Annotated in this window: 13 protein-coding genes; 11 read left to right on the forward strand and 2 right to left on the reverse strand. The window is 62.0% G+C overall.

Annotation, left to right across the window (positions count from 1 at the left end; all coding sequences use genetic code 11):
- Nucleotides 1-180: 180 nt before the first annotated feature.
- Nucleotides 181-2139 (reverse strand): dihydrolipoyllysine-residue acetyltransferase, encoded by a 1959-nt coding sequence (aceF, locus tag DLD99_RS02615; protein WP_114881167.1) that lies wholly within the window; start codon nt 2137-2139, stop codon nt 181-183.
- A gap of 11 nt (nt 2140-2150) precedes the next feature.
- Nucleotides 2151-4796, reverse strand: coding sequence for a pyruvate dehydrogenase (acetyl-transferring), homodimeric type (gene aceE, locus DLD99_RS02620; protein WP_114881168.1), 2646 nt, complete (start codon nt 4794-4796; stop codon nt 2151-2153).
- Nucleotides 4797-5180: 384 nt separating this feature from the next.
- Here aceE and glnE point away from each other — a divergent pair, with 384 nt between their 5' ends.
- The 11 genes from glnE to DLD99_RS02675 all read left to right on the forward strand — a co-directional run bounded on the left by glnE (nt 5181) and on the right by DLD99_RS02675 (nt 19181).
- Nucleotides 5181-8123, forward strand: coding sequence for a bifunctional [glutamate--ammonia ligase]-adenylyl-L-tyrosine phosphorylase/[glutamate--ammonia-ligase] adenylyltransferase (gene glnE, locus DLD99_RS02625; RefSeq protein ID WP_114881169.1), 2943 nt, complete (start codon nt 5181-5183; stop codon nt 8121-8123).
- 51 nt (nt 8124-8174) lie between these two features.
- The gene (gene waaF, locus DLD99_RS02630; RefSeq protein ID WP_114881170.1) at nt 8175-9209 is read left to right on the forward strand and encodes a lipopolysaccharide heptosyltransferase II; all 1035 of its coding nucleotides are present in this window, start codon (nt 8175-8177) and stop codon (nt 9207-9209) included.
- A 1-nt stretch (nt 9210) separates the two neighbouring features.
- The gene (gene waaC, locus DLD99_RS02635) at nt 9211-10272 is read left to right on the forward strand and encodes a lipopolysaccharide heptosyltransferase I (RefSeq protein WP_114881171.1); all 1062 of its coding nucleotides are present in this window, start codon (nt 9211-9213) and stop codon (nt 10270-10272) included.
- Nucleotides 10272-11393 carry a glycosyltransferase family 4 protein gene (locus DLD99_RS02640; RefSeq protein ID WP_114881172.1) on the forward strand — a complete coding sequence of 374 codons (1122 nt, stop codon included), beginning with the start codon at nt 10272-10274 and terminating at the stop codon, nt 11391-11393. Before waaC ends, DLD99_RS02640 begins: the two co-directional genes overlap by 1 nt.
- Complete coding sequence (gene rfaP / locus DLD99_RS02645; protein WP_114881173.1) at nt 11394-12200, forward strand: lipopolysaccharide core heptose(I) kinase RfaP; 807 nt, start codon at nt 11394-11396, stop codon at nt 12198-12200.
- Complete coding sequence (locus tag DLD99_RS02650; RefSeq protein ID WP_114881174.1) at nt 12200-12934, forward strand: lipopolysaccharide kinase InaA family protein; 735 nt, start codon at nt 12200-12202, stop codon at nt 12932-12934. The genes rfaP and DLD99_RS02650 overlap by 1 nt, the downstream gene beginning before the upstream one ends.
- Entirely contained in the window at nt 12931-13683 is a 753-nt protein-coding gene (locus DLD99_RS02655) for a lipopolysaccharide kinase InaA family protein (protein ID WP_114881175.1), read from the forward strand. The genes DLD99_RS02650 and DLD99_RS02655 overlap by 4 nt, the downstream gene beginning before the upstream one ends.
- On the forward strand, nt 13683-15134 hold the full coding sequence (locus DLD99_RS02660) for a lipopolysaccharide kinase InaA family protein (RefSeq protein WP_114881176.1): 1452 nt from the start codon (nt 13683-13685) through the stop codon (nt 15132-15134). Before DLD99_RS02655 ends, DLD99_RS02660 begins: the two co-directional genes overlap by 1 nt.
- 279 nt (nt 15135-15413) lie before the next feature.
- Nucleotides 15414-17171, forward strand: a complete 1758-nt coding sequence (locus DLD99_RS02665) for a carbamoyltransferase family protein (RefSeq protein ID WP_007952261.1) — start codon at nt 15414-15416, stop codon at nt 17169-17171.
- Nucleotides 17155-18285: a glycosyltransferase gene (locus DLD99_RS02670; protein ID WP_114881177.1), complete on the forward strand. Its 1131-nt coding sequence runs from the start codon at nt 17155-17157 to the stop codon at nt 18283-18285. The genes DLD99_RS02665 and DLD99_RS02670 overlap by 17 nt, the downstream gene beginning before the upstream one ends.
- Nucleotides 18285-19181 carry an antimicrobial resistance protein Mig-14 gene (locus tag DLD99_RS02675; protein ID WP_114881178.1) on the forward strand — a complete coding sequence of 299 codons (897 nt, stop codon included), beginning with the start codon at nt 18285-18287 and terminating at the stop codon, nt 19179-19181. Before DLD99_RS02670 ends, DLD99_RS02675 begins: the two co-directional genes overlap by 1 nt.
- Nucleotides 19182-19183 lie beyond the last annotated feature (2 nt).

Here is a 19183-nt window from a genome sequence, read left to right on the forward strand (position 1 = left end):
TATCGATAGGAAGTCGACTGGGTTCGTGGCTTATATCAGCGCAAGTTGTAGGAAAAGTATGGGTGCGAGTTATTTCAGGCAAAAAAAAGCCCCGCCAAACTGACGGGGTTGAGGTACGAGCGTGTGGCGCTCGAAAACGTGGAACGCAGTCGGCCCTCCGTTGCCGGAGGGCCGAGCGCTTTACAGCAGGATGGTGCGGATGTCCGCCAGCAGATCGCCCAGACGCTTGGTGAAGCGTGCAGCAGCGGCGCCGTTGATCACGCGGTGATCGTAGGACAGCGATAGTGGCAGCATCAGCTTCGGCTGGAAGGCTTTGCCGTCCCAGACTGGCTGGATGGTTGCCTTGGAAACACCGAGGATCGCCACTTCCGGCGCGTTGACGATCGGCGTGAAGCCGGTGCCGCCAATGTGGCCGAGGCTGGAAATGGTGAAGCAGGCGCCTTGCATCTCGTCCGACGAGAGCTTCTTGGTCCGGGCTTTTTCAGCCAGGGAAGCGGCCTCGGCGGCCAGTTGCAGCAGGCTCTTCTGGTCGACGTTCTTGATGACCGGTACCAGCAGGCCATCCGGGGTGTCCACGGCGAAGCCGATGTTCACGTATTTCTTGCGGATGATCGCCTTGCCGCTTGGCGCCAGCGAGCTGTTGAAGTCCGGCAGTTCCTTGAGCAGGTGTGCGCAGGACTTGAGCAGCAACGGCAGGATGGTCAGCTTGACGCCGGCCTTCTCTGCGACAGCTTTCTGTGCGTTGCGGAACGCTTCCAGCTCGGTGATATCCGCCGAGTCGAATTGCGTCACGTGCGGCACGTTCAGCCAGCTGCGGTGCAGGTTGGCGGCGCCGACCTGCATCAGGCGGGTCATCGGCACTTCTTCGATTTCGCCGAAACGGCTGAAGTCGACGACCGGAATCGGCGGGATGCCCGCGCCACCGGTTGCGCCAGCAGCAGCGGCCGGTGCTTCCTTGGCCTTCTGCATCATGGCTTTGACGTAAGTCTGCACGTCTTCTTTCAGGATGCGACCGTGCGGACCGCTGGCGCCGACAGCGCTCAGCTCGACGCCGAATTCGCGAGCCAGTTGACGCACGGCAGGGCCGGCGTGAACTTTCGCACCAGGCTTGGCTGGAGCGGCAACCGGAGCGGCAGCAGCAGGTGCAGCGGCGGCCGGAGCAGCGGCTGGCGCCGGAGCACTCGGAGCAGCAGCGGCAGCTGGAGCCGGGGCAGCAGCCGGAGCGGCGCCTTTGACTTTCAGCTTGAGAATCAGATCGCCAGTGCCGACTTCGTCGTCCAGCTTGATGGAAATGCTTTCCACCACGCCAGCGGCAGGCGACGGGATTTCCATGCTCGCCTTGTCGGATTCCAGGGTGATCAGCGACTGGTCGGCTTCAACGCTGTCGCCAGCCTTGACCAACACTTCGATGATCTTGGCCTTGCCGGCCGAACCGATGTCCGGAACGTGGATGTCCTGAACGCTGTCGGCAACCGGTGCAGCAGGCGCGGCGGCCGGAGCCGGCGCAGCAGCGGCTGGAGCAGCCGCCTGGGCCGGAGCGGCAGCCGCAGGGGCCGCAGCACCCGCCACTTCCAGATCCAGGATCAGGTCGCCAGTACCGACTTCGTCGTTCAACTTGACGCTGATGGCCTTGACCACGCCAGCGGCAGGCGACGGGATTTCCATGCTTGCCTTGTCGGATTCCAGGGTGATCAGCGACTGATCAGCCTCGACCTTGTCGCCGACCTTGACCTGGATCTCGATGATCTGGGCCTTGCCCGACGAACCGATGTCCGGCACGTGCACTTGCTGAACCGAAGCGGCAGCAGGGGCAGCGGCTGGCGCGGCAGCAGCAGGAGCGGCAGCCGGTTTGGCTTCAGCTTTTGCAGCCGGCGCAGCGGCAGGTGCTGGGGCCGCTTGCGCGGCGCCCTCGACTTCCAGTTCCAGCAGTTCGTCGCCTTCTTTCAGGCGATCGCCCAGCTTCACTTTCAGGCTCTTGATGACGCCGGCCTTCGGGGCCGGCACTTCCATGCTGGCCTTGTCCGATTCCAGGGTCAGGATGCTCTGGTCGGCTTCGATACGGTCGCCGACCTTCACAAACAGTTCGATTACTTCACCTTCACCGCTGCCGATGTCAGGTACGCGAATGAGTTCGCTCACAGAGTTTCTCCTCAGCAGTCCAGTGGGTTGCGTTTTTCCGGGTCGATGCCGAACTTGGTAATGGCCTCGGCCACGACTTTAGGTTCGATATCGCCACGGTCAGCCAGTGCTTCCAGGGCTGCCAACACCACGAAATGACGGTCGACTTCGAAGAAATGACGCAGTTTCTTGCGGCTGTCGCTGCGGCCGAAACCGTCGGTGCCCAGGACTTTGAATTCCTTGGACGGTACCCACTGACGGATCTGCTCGGCGAACAGTTTCATGTAGTCGGTAGAGGCGATGACCGGACCTTTACGGCCGCTCAGGCACTCTTCGACGTAGCTGCGCTTAGGCTTCTGGCCTGGTTTCAGACGGTTGCTGCGCTCTACGGCCAGGCCGTCGCGACGCAGTTCGTTGAAGCTGGTGACGCTCCACACATCGGCGCCGATGTTGAACTCTTCACGCAGGATCTTCGCCGCTTCACGGACTTCACGCAGGATGGTGCCGGAGCCCATCAGCTGTACGTGGTGCGCCGCATCGCGGGTGTCTTCTTCGAGCAGGTACATGCCTTTCTTGATGCCTTCTTCGGCACCGGCCGGCATGGCTGGCTGCTGGTACGACTCGTTCATCACGGTGATGTAATAGAAGATGTCCTGTTGCTCTTCGGTCATCTTCTTCATGCCGTCCTGAATGATCACCGCCAGCTCGTAGCCGTAGGTCGGATCGTAGGTGCGGCAGTTCGGGATGGTGGCAGCCAGCAGGTGGCTGTGACCGTCTTCGTGCTGCAGGCCTTCACCGTTCAGGGTGGTACGGCCGGCGGTGCCGCCGATCAGGAAGCCACGGGTGCGGCTGTCGCCGGCAGCCCAGGCCAGGTCGCCGATACGCTGGAAGCCGAACATCGAGTAGAAGATGTAGAACGGCAGCATTGGCTGGTTGTGGCTGGAGTACGAAGTACCGGCGGCGATGAAGGAGCTCATGGCGCCTGCTTCGTTGATGCCTTCTTCAAGGATCTGACCTTTCTGGTCTTCCTTGTAGAACATCACCTGGTCTTTATCGACTGGCTCGTAGAGCTGGCCGACGGACGAGTAGATGCCCAGCTGACGGAACATGCCTTCCATACCGAAGGTACGGGCTTCGTCCGGGATGATCGGAACGATGCGTGGGCCGATTTCCTTGTCCTTGACCAGTTGCGCGAGGATCCGCACGAACGCCATGGTGGTGGAAATTTCACGGTCGCCGGAACCGTCGAGGATCGCCTTGAGGGTGTCCAGATCCGGAGTCGGTACGCTGAAGCTCTGTGCGCGACGCTGAGGCACGAAACCGCCCAGTGCGGCGCGACGCTCGGCCAGGTAACGGGCTTCGGCGCTGTTTGGCTCAGGCTTGAAGAATGGCAGGTTTTCCAGCTCTTCGTCTTTCACCGGGATGTCGAAGCGGTCGCGGAACAGCTTCAGGCTGTCGACGTCGACTTTCTTGGTGTTGTGCGCGGTGTTCTTCGCTTCGCCCGCACCGGTACCGTAACCCTTGATGGTCTTGGCCAGGATGACGGTCGGCTGTTCTTTGTGGTTGACCGCTTCGTGGTACGCCGCGTAGACCTTGTACGGGTCGTGGCCGCCACGGTTGAGTTTCCAGATCTCGTCGTCGGACAGGTCGGCAACCATCGCCTTGAGTTCTGGCGTGTTGAAGAAGTGTTCACGAACGAACGCGCCGTCTTTGGCCTTGTAGTTCTGGTACTCGCCGTCGATGACTTCGTCCATGCGACGTTGCAGGATGCCGTCGACGTCTTTGGCCAGCAGTGGGTCCCAGAAACGGCCCCAGATGACTTTGGTCACGTTCCACTGAGCACCGCGGAACACGCCCTCGAGTTCCTGGATGATCTTGCCGTTGCCGCGAACCGGGCCGTCGAGGCGCTGCAGGTTGCAGTTGATGACGAAGATCAGGTTGTCCAGCTTCTCGCGGCCGGCCAGGGAGATCGCGCCCAGGGATTCCGGCTCGTCGCACTCGCCGTCGCCCAGGAAGCACCAGACTTTCTGTTTGCCCGGCTGGATGAAACCGCGGTGCTCCAGGTACTTCATGAAGCGCGCCTGGTAGATCGCCTGGATCGGGCCCAGACCCATGGATACGGTCGGGAACTGCCAGAAGTCAGGCATCAGCCAAGGGTGCGGGTAGGACGACAGGCCCTGACCGTCGACTTCCTGGCGGAAGTTGTTCATCTGGTCTTCGGAAATGCGGCCTTCCATGAACGCACGGGCGTAGACGCCTGGCGAGGTGTGACCCTGGAAGTAGATCAGGTCGCCGCCGTGTTCGTCGGTCGGAGCCTGGAAGAAGTAGTTGAAACCGATGTCGTACAGGGTCGCGCTGGAGGCGAAGCTGGAGATGTGACCGCCCAGGTCAGAATCTTTCAGGTTCGTACGCATTACCATGGCCATCGCGTTCCAGCGTACCAGCGAGCGAATGCGGCGTTCCATGAACAGGTCGCCAGGCATGCGTGCTTCGTGGGTAACCGGGATGGTGTTGCGGTAAGGCGTGGTGATGGCGTAAGGCAGTTGCGAGCCGCTGCGGGTCGCGAGTTCGCCCATACGGGTCATCAGATAGTGAGCACGGTCTTCGCCTTCTTTGTCGAGAACCGATTCCAGGGCGTCCAGCCATTCCTGGGTTTCGACGGGATCGAGGTCTTGCATGGCTTGCTCCAGGGCGGAAAGGCTTCCAGAATCGGTTGCCTGAGTTTGCGACTGGCCTTGTGGGCAGACGATTTAAAATTCTTGGATTGCCGACAGGTTGTTCCGGCGGCGTGTAGTTTTACTACAAATCATCCGGCATTTCAGCCTTTCGAATGTATAGACGAGTAGTAAAACTACAGATGAAAGGCTTGTGGCCTCCGACTGCGTTGTGAGAATAATCGTTAAGGTTGGTCTTTAGCCATCCGAAAAAGGTGAAAGTTTGATGTTGGCTGCCAAAGAAAAAGAAATTTCAGCTATTTCTCACTTTTGTTCGACAGTCCTTCGCGTAGCGGTTTTTCAATCATCACTACAAGCGGCCATTTACACGCCGATCAAGGATAGACCATGACCCTGCCCGCGCTTGCCGAACTGCCCGCCATTCTCCTGCCGTTGGTCAGCCGATCGGAGCAGTCGTTCCGTACGGCCGTCGCCGGCTTGACCGAAGGCGATCACGGCTTCTCCACCTGGACTCCGGAGCGCTGGGCGCAGTTCGCCCGCGTCACTGGCGCCAGCGATTTCGTGATTGAACAGAGTGTTCGTGACCCTTTGATGTTGCTGTCACTGGTGCAGTCCGGCGAACTCGACCGGCCGTTCGCCCCCGGCGAGCTGTGCGGGCAGATCGCCGCGGCGGTGAACACTGCACAAACAGAAGACGAGCTGGGTCGCGTCCTGCGTCGCCAGCGCGCCCGGCATCAGGTGCGGATCATCTGGCGCGACCTGACCCGTCAGGCCGACCTGGTGCAGACCTGCCGCGACCTTTCCGACATGGCCGACGCCAGCATCGACCAGGCCTATCAATGGCTGTACAGCCGCCATTGCCAGCAATTCGGCACGCCCACCGGCCGGCGCAGCGGCGAACCGCAGCAAATGGTCATCCTTGGCATGGGCAAGCTCGGCGCGGTCGAGCTGAACCTGTCGTCGGACATCGATCTGATCTTCGCCTACCCCGAGGGCGGCGAAACCGTCGGCGTGAAGCGCGCACTGGATAACCAGGAATTCTTCATTCGTCTCGGCCAGCGCCTGATCAAGGCCCTTGACCCGATGACCGTCGACGGCTTCGTGTTCCGCGTCGACATGCGCCTGCGCCCGTACGGCTCGTCCGGCGCGCTGGTGCTGAGCTTCAATGCGCTGGAGCAGTATTACCAGGATCAGGGCCGCGACTGGGAACGCTACGCGATGATCAAGGCACGGGTCGTCGCGGGCGATCAGGTGGCGGGCGCGCAGTTGCTCGACATGCTGCGACCGTTCGTTTACCGGCGCTATCTGGACTTCTCGGCGATCGAAGCGCTGCGCACCATGAAGCAGCTGATTCAGCAGGAAGTCCGGCGCAAGGGCATGGCCGACAATATCAAGCTGGGCTCCGGCGGCATCCGTGAAGTCGAGTTCATCGCCCAGGCCTTTCAGTTGATCCACGGTGGTCGCGATCTGAGCCTGCAACAACGTCCTCTATTAAAGGTGCTGGGCACGCTGGAAGGGCAGGGTTACCTGCCGCCGGCGGTGATCAGCGAGCTGCGTGAAGGTTACGAATTCCTGCGCTACACCGAACACGCGATCCAGGCGATTGCCGACCGTCAGACCCAGATGCTCCCGGACACTGCGCAGGATCAGGCGCGCATCGCCTTCATGCTGGGTTTCGCCGATTGGGACGCCTTCCATGAAAAGCTGATGTTCTGGCGTGGCCGTGTGGCCTGGCACTTTGCACAAGTGATCGCCGATCCCGATGAAGAAGAGGGCGCCGATTGCGAAGTGGTGGTCGGCGGGGAATGGCTGCCGCTGTGGGAAGAGGCGCAGGACGAAGAAGCTGCCTGCCGCCAACTGGAAGAGGGCGGTTTCGCCGACGCCACCAAAGCCTTGAAGGCGCTGGCCGGTCTGCGCGGCAGTCCACAATTACGGGCGATGCAGCGACTGGGGCGCGAACGCCTCGACGCCTTTATTCCGCGCCTGCTCGCTCAGGCGGTGGAGCATGACAATCCGGATCTGGTGCTCGAGCGGGTCCTGCCTCTGGTCGAAGCGGTGGCCCGGCGTTCGGCTTATTTAGTCTTGCTGACGGAAAACCCGGGCGCGCTGCGTCGCTTGTTGACTCTGTGCGCCGCGAGCCCGTGGATCGCCGAGCAGATCACCCGTTTCCCGCTGCTGCTCGATGAGTTGCTCAATGAAGGTCGCCTGTTTAAGCCGCCCTTGGCACCGGAACTGGCTGCCGAGCTGCGTGAGCGTCTGACCCGGATCCCGGAAGACGACCTCGAGCAACAGATGGAAGCCCTGCGCCATTTCAAACTGGCGCACCGCTTGCGCGTCGCCGCCTCGGAAATCGCCGGCAGCCTGCCGCTGATGAAAGTCAGCGATTACCTGACCTGGCTGGCCGAAGCGATTCTCGAGCAAGTGCTGGCCCTGGCCTGGCGCCAGACCGTGGCCAAGTACGGCACGCCGCTGCGCACCGACGGCACGCTGTGCGATCCCGGCTTCATCATTGTCGGTTATGGGAAAGTCGGCGGGATCGAGTTGGGGCATGGTTCGGACCTGGACCTGGTGTTTATCCACGACGGCGATCCGCAGGCGGAAACCGACGGGGCGAAACCGATTGATGGTGCGCAGTTCTTTACCCGGCTCGGTCAGCGGATCATTCACCTGCTGACGGCGCAGACCAACTCCGGCCAGCTGTATGAAGTGGACATGCGTCTGCGACCGTCCGGTGCATCGGGGCTGTTGGTGAGTTCGCTCGGCGCGTTCGCCCGCTATCAAGAAAATGAAGCCTGGACATGGGAACATCAGGCGTTGGTGCGGGCGCGGGTGCTGGTGGGCAGTCAGGATGTCGGCCAGGCGTTCGAGAAAGTGCGGGCCCAGGTATTGGGCAAGGCGCGGGATCTGGCGAAGCTGCAGCAGGAAGTGAGCGAGATGCGCGCCAAGATGCGCGACAACCTCGGGAGCAAGAGCACCGCCGCCGGTACCGGGGCGAATGCCTTCGACGCCGCGGCGCCGTTCGACCTCAAGCAGGACGCCGGAGGTATCGTCGATATTGAATTTATGGTGCAATACGCGGCCCTGGCGTGGTCGCAAAGCCACCCGCCGCTACTGCGCTGGACGGACAATATCCGCATTCTGGAAGAGCTGGAACACGAAGGGCTGATGCCCGTCGAAGACGCCAGCCTGTTGCGCGAGGCCTACAAGGCCTATCGTTCCGCCGCCCACCGGCAGGCCTTGCAGAAGGACGCCGGCGTGATACCGGGCGACCAGTTCGCGGACGAACGGCGGCAGGTGATGCGGATCTGGCGAGAGCTGGGGCTAAGCTGATTCTCGAGACGGGGAGGCGTAAGGCCTCCCCGGTTCGTTTATGGAAACCACATGAATATTCTGATCGTTGGGCCCAGTTGGGTCGGTGACATGGTGATGGCGCAGACACTGTTTCAGTGTCTCAAGCAGCGCCACCCGCAGTGCGAAATCGACGTGCTGGCCCCCGAGTGGAGCCGGCCGATCCTCGAGCGCATGCCCGAAGTGCGCAAGGCCTTGAGCTTCCCGCTCGGCCACGGCGCGCTGGAGCTGGCGACCCGCCGGCGGATCGGCAAATCCCTGGCCGGCCAGTACGACCAGGCGATCCTGCTGCCGAACTCGCTCAAATCCGCGCTGGTGCCGTTCTTCGCCGGCATCCCGAAACGCACCGGCTGGCGCGGCGAATTCCGCTACGGCCTGCTCAATGACGTGCGCACGCTGGATAAAGAACGTTATCCGCTGATGATCGAGCGTTTCATGGCGCTGGCCTATGAGCCGAACGCCGAGCTGCCGAAACCGTATCCGCGCCCGAGCCTGCAGATCGACCCGCTCACCCGCGAGGCGGCGCTGGCCAAGTTCGGCCTGACCCTGGATCGCCCGGTGCTGGTGTTGTGTCCCGGCGCCGAATTCGGTGAAGCCAAGCGCTGGCCGTCCGAGCATTACGCCAAGGTCGCCGAAGCGCGGATCCGCGAAGGCTGGCAGGTCTGGCTGTTCGGCTCGAAAAACGATCACGCGGTCGGTGAAGACATCCGCGCGCGGCTGATTCCGGGCCTGCGCGAGGAATCCGTGAACCTCAGCGGCGGCACTTCGCTGGCCGAGGCCATCGACCTGATGTCCTGCGCCGATTCGGTGGTCTCCAACGATTCCGGTCTGATGCACGTCGCAGCGGCGCTGAACCGTCCGTTGGTGGCGGTCTACGGTTCAACTTCGCCGGGTTTCACCCCGCCACTGGCCGAACATGTGGAAATCGTTCGCCTGGGCCTCGATTGCAGCCCGTGCTTCGACCGCACCTGCCGTTTCGGCCATTACAACTGCCTGCGCCAGCTGATGCCGGACGCGGTCAACGATGCCTTGCAGCGTTTGCAGGGCTCCGTGGTCGAGGTCCATTAACTTGCGGGTATTGCTGATCAAGACCTCATCGCTGGGCGACGTGATTCACGCGTTGCCGGCGCTGACCGACGCGGCCCGGGCCATTCCCGGGATCAAATTCGACTGGGTGGTGGAAGAAGGCTTTGCCGAAATCCCGACCTGGCACCCGGCGGTGGGCAAGGTGATTCCGGTGGCGATCCGCCGCTGGCGCAAGAACCTCTGGAAAACCATCACCAGCGGCGAGTGGAAACGCTTCAAGCAATCCGTTCGGGCGAACAAATATGACCTGGTGATCGACGCTCAAGGCCTGCTGAAAAGCGCCTGGCTGACCCGCTACGTCAAAGCCCCGGTGGCCGGTCTCGACAAGGGCTCGGCCCGGGAGCCGATCGCCGCGCGTTTTTATGACCGCAAACTGGCGGTGGCCCGTGGTCAGCACGCTGTCGAGCGTGTGCGCCAGTTGTTCGCTATCGCCTTGGGCTACGACTTGCCCAAAGGCCTGGGCGATTACGGCCTCAACGTCGAGCGTCTGGTCGAACTGCCGCGCAAGAATGCTTATGTGGTGTTTCTGCATGGCACCACCTGGGACACCAAGCACTGGCCGGAAAGCTATTGGCGTGAGCTGACCGAACGGGTCGGCTATCTCGGCGTGGGGATCAAGCTGCCGTGGGGCAACCCGCTGGAGAAGGCCCGGGCCGAACGCATCGTCGCTGGTTTCAAACATGCCGAAGTGCTGCCGAAGCTGAACCTGGCCGGGGTCGGCAAAGTGCTGGCCGGCGCCCAGGCCTGCGTTGCGGTGGACACCGGTCTCGGCCATCTCGCTGCGGCACTGGACGTGCCGACGATTTCGCTGTTCGGCCCGACCAATCCGGGCCTGACCGGCGCCTACGGCAAGTTGCAGATTCACCTCGGCAGCGATTTCCCGTGCGCGCCGTGCCTGCAAAAGAAATGTACGTATCAACCGACCGCGCAGGATGCCCGTCAGTTTGACCTGAAACGCGAGTTGCCCTTGTGCTTCACGCGTCTGAATCCCGAGCGTGTCGCCAGCCGACTGAGCACGTTGTTGATGGCTGAGGAGCTGCGTTGATGCAATTGGCATTTGTCCTTTACAAATATTTCCCGTTCGGTGGCTTGCAGCGCGACTTCATGCGCATCGCCCTCGAATGCCAGAAGCGTGGCCACCAGATCCGCGTCTACACCCTGATCTGGGAAGGCGACGTGCCGCCCGGTTTCGAAGTGCTGGTAGCGCCGGTCAAGGCGTTCTTCAATCACCGCCGCAACGAAAAACTCAGCGCGTGGATGGAAGCGGACCTGGCCAAGCGCCCGGTGGATCGCCTGATCGGCTTCAACAAGATGCCGGGGCTGGACGTCTACTACGCCGCCGACGGCTGCTTCGAAGACAAGGCGCAAAACCTGCGCCATTCGCTGTATCGCCGCTGGGGTCGCTACCGCCACTTCGCCGAGTACGAGCGCGCGGTGTTCGCCAAAGACGCGAAGACCGAAGTGCTGATGATTTCCGAAGTGCAGCAGCCGTTGTTCATCAAGCATTACGACACGCCGCTCGAACGCTTCCATCTGCTGCCGCCGGGCATCGCCCAGGATCGTCGCCGCCCGAAGGATGCCGACGAGATTCGCGCCGGTTTTCGCGCTGAATTCAACCTCAAGGACGACGAACTGCTGCTGGTGCAGATCGGCTCCGGGTTCAAGACCAAGGGCGTCGATCGCAGCCTGAAAGCGCTGGCCGCATTGCCTGCCGAGCTGAAGAAACGCACCCGGCTGTTTGTAATCGGCCAGGATGACCCCAAATTGTTCCAGATGCAGAGTGCAACTTTGGGTCTGGGTGACAACGTGACGTTCCTCAAGGGGCGCAGCGATATTCCGCGCTTCCTGCTCGGCGCCGATCTGTTGATCCACCCGGCGTACAACGAAAACACCGGTACGGTGCTGCTTGAAGCGCTGGTCGCCGGTTTGCCGGTGCTGGTCAGCGCGGTCTGCGGTTATGCCCATTACATCGCCGAGGCCGACGCCGGGCGCGTGCTGGACGAACCGTTCGATCAGGCGCAACTGACGCAATACCTGACCGACATGTTGAACGACGACGCTGCACGGGCGGCCTGGAGCCGCAACGGTCTGGCTTTCGCCGAGACGGCCGACCTCTACAGCATGCCGCAGCACGCGGCCGATGTGATTCTGGCGGAGCACGCATAAATGAAGTTGATGCTGGCTGAACCGTTCAAGAGCCTCTGGGCCGGCCGCGATGCGTTCGCGGAAGTCGAGGGCTTGCAGGGCGAGGTGTACCGCGAGCTGGAAGCCCGCAGGACTTTGCGCACGGAAGTCGACGGCAACGGATTTTTCGTCAAGATCCACCGTGGCATCGGCTGGGGCGAGATTTTCAAGAACCTGCTGACCGCCAAGCTGCCGGTGCTCGGCGCGGGTCAGGAGTGGAAAGCAATCCAGCGCCTGCAGGAAGTCGGCGTGCCGACCATGACCGCCGTCGCGTACGGCGAGAAGGGCAGCAACCCGGCGGATCAGCATTCGTTCATCGTCACCGAAGAGCTGGCGCCGACCATCAGTCTCGAAGATTTCAGCATCGACTGGGTCAAGCAGCCACCGCAGCCGAAACTCAAGCGCGCGCTGATCGCCGAAGTCGCACGCATGACCGGCATGATGCACCGCGCCGGGGTCAACCACCGCGACTGCTACATCTGCCACTTCCTGCTGCACACCGACAAACCGGTGACCCCGGAAGATTTCAAACTCTCGGTGATCGACCTGCACCGTGCCCAGACCCGCCCCGTGATCACCCGGCGCTGGCGCGACAAGGATCTGGCGGCGCTGTACTTTTCCGCGCTGGACATCGGCCTGACCCGTCGCGACAAGCTGCGCTTCCTCAAGGGTTACTTCCAGCAACCGCTGCGCCAGATTCTGGCTGAAGAGGCGTCGTTGCTGAGCTGGCTCGAAGGCAAGGCCAACAAGCTCTACGCGCGCAAGCAGCGATACGGGGATGCGCTCTGATGGCGGGTTGGAACCTTGAACCCGGATACAGCGACCTCGAAGCGGATTTTGGCAGTCTTGAAGCGGTATTCGCGCTGGAAGGCGAGCGCCTGACCCGCGATCCGCTGTCCGAAGTCATCCGCGTGCAGCGCAACGGCGTCAACTATTACGTCAAACGCTACTCCGGCGCCGGCAAGGGCTTGCGCCGCTACCTCGGCAAGCCGCGGGTAAAGATGGAGTGGCAGAACCTCAAGCGTTTCGCCAAGTGGGGCATCCCGACCGCCGAAGTGGTGGCCTGGGGCCTGGAGCGCAACGGCATGGCCTATGATCGCGGGGCGATGATTACCCGTGAGCTGCCGCGCACCGAGGATCTCTCGGCACTGGCCGAGCGCAACGATCCCAAGCTGCGCAATCACAGCTGGGTCGATGCCATCAGCCGGCAACTGGCCGTCTATACCCGGACGATGCACGATCATCGCTTTACCCATAACGATCTGAAATGGCGCAACCTGCTGATCGACGATCAGGCCCAGCTGTTTCTCATCGATTGCCCGAACGGCGATTTCTGGCGCGGTTTCTGGCTCAAGTACCGGATCACCAAGGATCTGGCCTGTCTCGACAAGGTTGCCAAATATCACCTGTCGAACACCCAGCGCCTGCGCTTTTACCTGCAATACCGCCAGCGTGACCGGCTCAATGCCGCCGACAAAAAACGGATTCGTCATGTGGTGAGATTTTTCGAGGGACGCGAATGACTGATTTTCTCGCCGCTGAAGACCGTGCGCTGCTGGAGCGCCACGGTCTCGGCACGTTCGACGCGCTGTGGGCCAAGCAGCTCGAGGCGGTGGATGAGCCGAACACCGACGGTGGCGGCTGGAGCAGTGTGTTTCGCCTCGAACTCGAAGGTCACGGCTATTACCTCAAGCGTCAGAGCAATTACCTGACCCGTACCTTGCATGCGCCGTTTGGCGAGCCGACGTTCGCCCGGGAATTTCGCAATATCAGCCGTTATAACCAGCTCGGCATTCCGGCGCTGCAGGCGGCGTTTTTCGGTCAGCGCAAAGTCAATGGCGAAGTGCGCGCGATCCTGCTGACCCGCGCCCTCGACGGTTGGGATGATCTGGATTCGCTGTTGCAGCGCTGGTCGGACCTTGATGCATCGCAGCAGTCGGCGATTCTCAAGGCCTGCGGTCAACTGGCGCGGCTCCTGCACGGCGTGCGTCAGGTGCATGGCTGCTTCTATCCGAAGCATATTTTTCTGCGGGCCGAAGGCGCCGGTTATCAGGCGCAGTTGATCGACCTGGAAAAGACCCGGCCTTTGCTGTTCGGCCAGCGTGATCGGGTCAAGGATCTGGAGCCGTTGCTGCGCCGGGCGCCGGAGTGGACTGATGCCCAGTTGCGCGAGTTGCTGGCGGCGTATCTCGATCAGTCGGTCGACAGTTCTCTGGTCGACAGCTGGGTTACGCGGCTGACCGCGCGGCGCAGTCGCAAGGAGACCCGCTGATGCAGTTGTCCGACCTGAAAAACGCCGGACGCACGCCGAGCCTGCCGCTGACGGTTTCGCTGGCCGATGCGGCCGGGCCGGCCGATCTGCAATTGCTCAGCCTGTTGCGGGTGTTGCCGGGGCAGCGTTATGTCGGCGCCGGGGTTTGGCGCGGGCGTCCGGTGCTGGCCAAATTGCTGGTCGGCAGCAAGGCTGCACGACATTTTCAGCGTGAACTGGAAGGGGTGAAACTGCTCGCCGCCCAGGGCATGACCACACCGTTGCTGCTGGCTGACGGCCTGAAGGATGGCGAGGGTGGCTGGCTGCTGTTCGAATTCCTCGAAGGCGCCGAAAGCCTGGGTGATGCCTGGAACAAGGTCGAATCCTTGCCGGTGCTGGCGGATGAACAATCGGCAGTGCTGGCCGAAGCGCTCGGTGCCATCGGCCAGTTGCACGGCAAAGGCCTGTGGCAGGAAGACTTGCACCTGGACAACCTGCTGCGCCACGGTGGTCAGTTGTACCTGATCGATGGCGCCGGTATCTGTGCGGAAAACGCTGGTCAGCCATTGTCCCGGCAGAAAGTGCTGGAAAATCTCGGGGTGTTTTTCGCCCAGTTGCCCAAGTCACTGGAGCCGTTCACCGAAGAATTGCTCGTTTATTACCTGTTGAGCAACAGCGAGCACGCACTGCCGCTGGAAGCGTTGCAGAAGCAGATCGACAAGGTGCGCGCCTGGCGCTTGAAGGACTTCCTGATCAAGGTCGGTCGTGAGTGCACATTGTTCAGCGTGCGGCGCGGGGCCTTCGGTCTGCGCTCGATCCGTCGCGAGGAAGAACCCGCGATGCTGCCGGTGCTGGAGCAGGCCGATGCCTTGCTCGATCAAGGGCACCTGTACAAGACCGGTGGCGCGGCCAGCGTCGGCAAGGTCGACGTTGCCGGACGGCCGCTGGTGATCAAGCGTTACAACATCAAGAATTTTGCTCACTGGCTAAAACGCTTCTGGCGCCCGAGCCGTGCCTGGCATTCCTGGCGCGAAGGCAATCGCCTGGCGTTCCTCGGTATCGCCACGCCCAAACCGCTGGCGGTGCTGGAAACCCGGTTTTTCTGGCTGCGCAGCAAGGCGTACCTGATCACCGAATACCTGGCCGGGCCGGACATCATCGAGCGTTTTGCGCCGTATGTTGAAAGCGGTGAAGCGCCGGAAGCCGAGTTGCAGGCACTGGATCAGCTGTTTGCTCGGTTGATTGCCGAGCGCATCAGTCATGGCGACTTCAAGGGCCACAACCTGTTCTGGCATGAGGATCGCTGGGCGTTGATCGACCTGGATTCAATGTGTCAGCACGGCTCGGCGGGCAGCTTTGCTCCGGCCTATGCCCGTGATCGCGCGCGCTTCATGCGTAACTGGCCTGAAAGCAGTGCGCTGTATCGGGTGATTGATCAGCGTTTGCCCAAAGACATTTCCAGCGCTGCCTGAATCGCCATCGCCGGCAAGCCGGCTCCCACAGGGTCTGTAAGTGTCGCCGTTCAAGTGTGGGAGCTGGCTTGCCAGCGATGAGGCCAGCTCCTGCACCGAAAATTTTCTTGCTGCGCCGGAAGTTCTGCGGGGTGAACGACATGGGGCAATTCGCACAGGGTCATTCCCGCCACGTTTACGCTATAATCCCGCCCTTTAGCTGTCTCTCGCCCGGTGCGAGGGCACATCATTTTTCAAGGCGCATCGCGCCTGAATGCAGACTAAAGAGGCTAGACCCCTGTGGCATTGACGATTCTTGGCCTGTCCGGCGCCCTTAGCCATGATCCTTCAGCAGCCCTGTACATCGACGGCAAGCTGGTCGCGGCGGCTGAGGAAGAGCGCTTCGTACGCGATAAACATGCAAAGAACCGCATGCCCTACGAATCGGCGAAGTTCTGCCTGGAGCAGGCTGGCATCAAGCCGTCCGACGTTGACGTGGTGGCGATTCCGTTCGCCCCGATCAGCATTTTCGGCAAGGCCCGCTGGCAGTACGCCAAGCGCTACTGGTATGCCCCGGACCGCGCGCTCGACGCGATCCTGATGGGCAACCGTCGCTACAAGCGCTATCGCAACAAGATCGTCTGGTGCCTGGAGCAACTGGGCTTCGATCCGAAGAAAATCAAGATCGAGCCGGTCGAACACCACCTGGCCCACGCCTCCAGCGCCTACCACTGCTCGGGTTTCAAAGAGAAAACCGCGATCCTCGGCATCGACGGCAAGGGCGAGTACGCCACGACCTTCTTCGGTTATGGCGAAAACGGCAAGATCCACAAGATCAAGGAATTCTTCGATCCGGACTCCCTCGGCGGCCTGTACGGTGCGATCACCGAGTTCCTCGGTTTCGACATGCTGGACGGCGAGTTCAAGGTCATGGGCATGGCGCCGTACGGCGACGCCAGCAAATACGACTTCTCGCGCCTGGCCTCGTTTGAAAACGGCGAGCTGGTGATCAACACCGACTACGCCAACGTGATCGGCCTGCGTCGCTACAAAGAGAAGGGCAAGGGTTACTACTTCTCGCCGAAGCTGATCGAGTGGCTGGGTCCGAAGCGCGAAGGCGACATCGCCGACGAGCCGTACATCCATTACGCCGCCAGCATTCAGGCGCTGTTCGAAAAAATCGCGCTGCAGATGATCGACTACTACCTGGGCGACGTGCTCAAGGAAACCGGCAAACTGGCCTACGCCGGTGGCTGTGCGTTGAACGTCAAGCTCAACCAGAAAATCATCGCCCGCGACGACGTCAAGGAGCTGTTCGTACAGCCTGCCTCCGGCGACGCCGGCACCGCAGTCGGTGCAGCGGCCTATGTGTCCAACGCCCGTGGTGTGCCGGTCGAGAAGATGGAACACGTCTACCTCGGCCCGTCGTACAGCAACGAAGACGTGATCGCCGCGTGCGCCCGTCACGAGAACAAGCCGACCTGGCGCAAGCTCGACAACATGCCGGAGCAGATTGCCAAGATCATGGTCGATGGCAACCCGGTGGCCTGGTTCCAGGGCCGCATGGAGTTCGGTCCGCGTGCACTGGGCGGTCGTTCGATCATCGGTTGCCCGAGCGTGGCTGGCGTGGCTGACCGCATCAACCACCAGATCAAGTTCCGCGAGCGCTGGAGGCCTTTCTGCCCGTCGATGCTCGACACCGTTGCGCCACAGATGATCAAGATCGATCACCCGGCGCCGTTCATGACCTTCACCTTCGAAGTGGCGGAAGAGTGGAAGACCCGCGTGCCGGAAGTCGTCCACGAAGACGGCACGTCCCGGGCCCAGGTGCTCAAGCGCGAATACAACCCGCGCTACTACGACATGATGAAGGCGCTGGAAGTGCTGACCGGCAACGGCGTGTCCCTGAACACCTCGCTCAACCGCCGTGGTGAGCCGATGATCTGCTCGCCGACCGACGCCCTGAACATGTTCTTCGGCTCCGATCTGCAGTACCTGATCATGGAAGACATCCTGGTGGTCAAAGAAGGCGCAAACGCTTATGACACGCTCGGCTGAACGCCATGTGCTGCAGTTCTGTCACGGCTATGACGGGCCGTTCCTCGACTGCGCGCGGCAGTACGCCAGCCTGTTCGCGGGCACCGGTTATCGGGTCACCACGGTCTTTCTGACCGGGGCGGCCGATAGCGAGGTGGCTGCGGCCTGCGCCTCCGATGAAGTGTTGTTCATGGAATACAGCTCCAAGGCCATTCGTGGCCTGAAGCTGGGCGCCATCGGCGATTTGCGCAAGATCGCCGCTTCACGCAATTTCAGTTTCTGCATCGCCCATCGCTTCAAGCCGATCTACATCGCCTTGCTCGGCACTTCGCTGCCGGTGATTGGCGTGCACCACGCGTTTGGCGATTACAAACGCGGCTCGCGCAAACTCTTTGCGCATATTTTCCGCAAGCGTCTGAGCCTGCTCGGCGTGTCCGACGCGGTGCGCGACGACATGCGCCGCTGCCTGCCGAAATGGCCGGCGGCACGCATCCAGACCCTCTACAACCGCATCGATGTTTCGGCGTTGCAGATGAGTCAGGTGTCCGCCCGTGAAGCCCGCGAGACCCTGGGTCTGTCTGCGGATGCGTTCATTGTCGGCAACGTCGGTCGCCTGCACCCGGACAAGGACCAGGCCACGCTGCTGCACGGTTTTGCCGCGGCGCTGCCCGGTCTGCCGGCCAACAGCCAACTGGTGATCCTCGGCAAGGGTCGTCTTGAAGATGATCTGAAGGCGCTGGCTCGCGAACTGGGTGTCGGTGATCGCGTGCTGTTTCTCGGTCAGGTGCCGGACGCGCGCAATTACTTCCGCGCATTCGATGTGTTTGCCTTGAGCTCCGACCACGAACCGTTCGGCATGGTGCTGCTGGAAGCCATGGCTGCCGGCGTGCCGCTGTTGGCCACGGCGTGCGGCGGGGCGAAGGAAGTGGTCGAAGGCGTGGGCATTCTGTTCCCGCTGGGCGATGCCGAGCATCTGGCCCAGGGCCTGAAACATCTGGCGGGCATGGACGAGCAGCAGCGTCGTCAATGCGCCGAAATGATGTTCGATCGCCTGCGCGAGCGTTTCTCCGACCGCGCCGTACGCGACACCTTCTGGCATTTGCCGCAAGTTACCGATCTGGCACCGAGGGGCTGATGCTCAACCGATTTCAAGGCTGGCGCGAACGTGGCTGGTCGCCCGTTGACGCCTCAACTTATGCACAGGCCTGGCAGCGTTTTGGCGGCAGCGTCGCGACACATCCCATGGTTGTCGAGCGTCTGGCGGACCTGGCCGGCATCCCGGTGCGTTATCTGGCCTGGGAGCAGCAGGGCGAAATCAAAGCCGCGATCCCGACCTGGGGCCGCGATCTGGCCTTGTCCAAGGACGTGCTCAAGCGCAACGGCAAGAAAGGCCTGTTCGATCTCGGCAACGCCGAACTGATCCTGCCGGCCGCCGCTGACGCCCAGGCCCCGCTGCGCCATCGCGGACGCTACCTGTCGGCGCTCAACGAAAACCGCTTCAGCGGCCTCAAGTTGCAGACCGAACAACTGGCCATGGCCCGCACCCCGGAAGAACTGTCGAAGAAGTTTCGCTACAACCAGCGCCGCGAATTACGCCTGCTGGAAGAGGCGGGCGGGGTGGTGCGGCCGGTCGCTGAGTTCTCCAGTGCCGAACTGGCAGCGATCTACTGCGACCTGTTCCAGCGCCGCTGGGGTTTCCCGGCCACTGGCGCGGCACGCATGGCCGAAGTCATCGAACTCCTGCGCGAGCTGTTGATCGGCTCGGTGATCTTCCTCAACGATGCGCCGATCGCGATTCAACTGGTGTATCGCGTCGAAGCGCCGGAGTGGATCAGCGTCGAGTACATCAACGGTGGCGTCGACCCCGAAACCCGTGAATTCAGCCCCGGCAGCGTCCTGAGCTTCCTCAATACGCAAAGTGCCTGGGAGCATGCGCGGGCCCTGAACAAGCCGCTGCGCTTTTCCTTCGGTCGTGCCGACCGTGAATACAAGGATCGCTGGTGCAATCCTGTGCCGGTCTTCACCGTATGAGT

Origin of the sequence: Pseudomonas kribbensis (assembly GCF_003352185.1) — a bacterium.
Taxonomy (GTDB): domain Bacteria; phylum Pseudomonadota; class Gammaproteobacteria; order Pseudomonadales; family Pseudomonadaceae; genus Aquipseudomonas; species Aquipseudomonas kribbensis.

Excerpts from the sequence above, each read along its gene's own strand:
- aceE (WP_114881168.1), bottom strand. The coding sequence starts at position 4,796 with ATGCAAGACCTCGATCCCGTCGAAACCCAGGAATGGCTGGACGCCCTG.
- glnE (WP_114881169.1), top strand. The coding sequence starts at position 5,181 with ATGACCCTGCCCGCGCTTGCCGAACTGCCCGCCATTCTCCTGCCGTTG.
- waaF (WP_114881170.1), top strand. The coding sequence starts at position 8,175 with ATGAATATTCTGATCGTTGGGCCCAGTTGGGTCGGTGACATGGTGATG.
- DLD99_RS02640 (WP_114881172.1), top strand. The coding sequence starts at position 10,272 with ATGCAATTGGCATTTGTCCTTTACAAATATTTCCCGTTCGGTGGCTTG.
- rfaP (WP_114881173.1), top strand. The coding sequence starts at position 11,394 with ATGAAGTTGATGCTGGCTGAACCGTTCAAGAGCCTCTGGGCCGGCCGC.
- DLD99_RS02650 (WP_114881174.1), top strand. The coding sequence starts at position 12,200 with ATGGCGGGTTGGAACCTTGAACCCGGATACAGCGACCTCGAAGCGGAT.
- DLD99_RS02655 (WP_114881175.1), top strand. The coding sequence starts at position 12,931 with ATGACTGATTTTCTCGCCGCTGAAGACCGTGCGCTGCTGGAGCGCCAC.
- DLD99_RS02660 (WP_114881176.1), top strand. The coding sequence starts at position 13,683 with ATGCAGTTGTCCGACCTGAAAAACGCCGGACGCACGCCGAGCCTGCCG.
- DLD99_RS02670 (WP_114881177.1), top strand. The coding sequence starts at position 17,155 with ATGACACGCTCGGCTGAACGCCATGTGCTGCAGTTCTGTCACGGCTAT.
- DLD99_RS02675 (WP_114881178.1), top strand. The coding sequence starts at position 18,285 with ATGCTCAACCGATTTCAAGGCTGGCGCGAACGTGGCTGGTCGCCCGTT.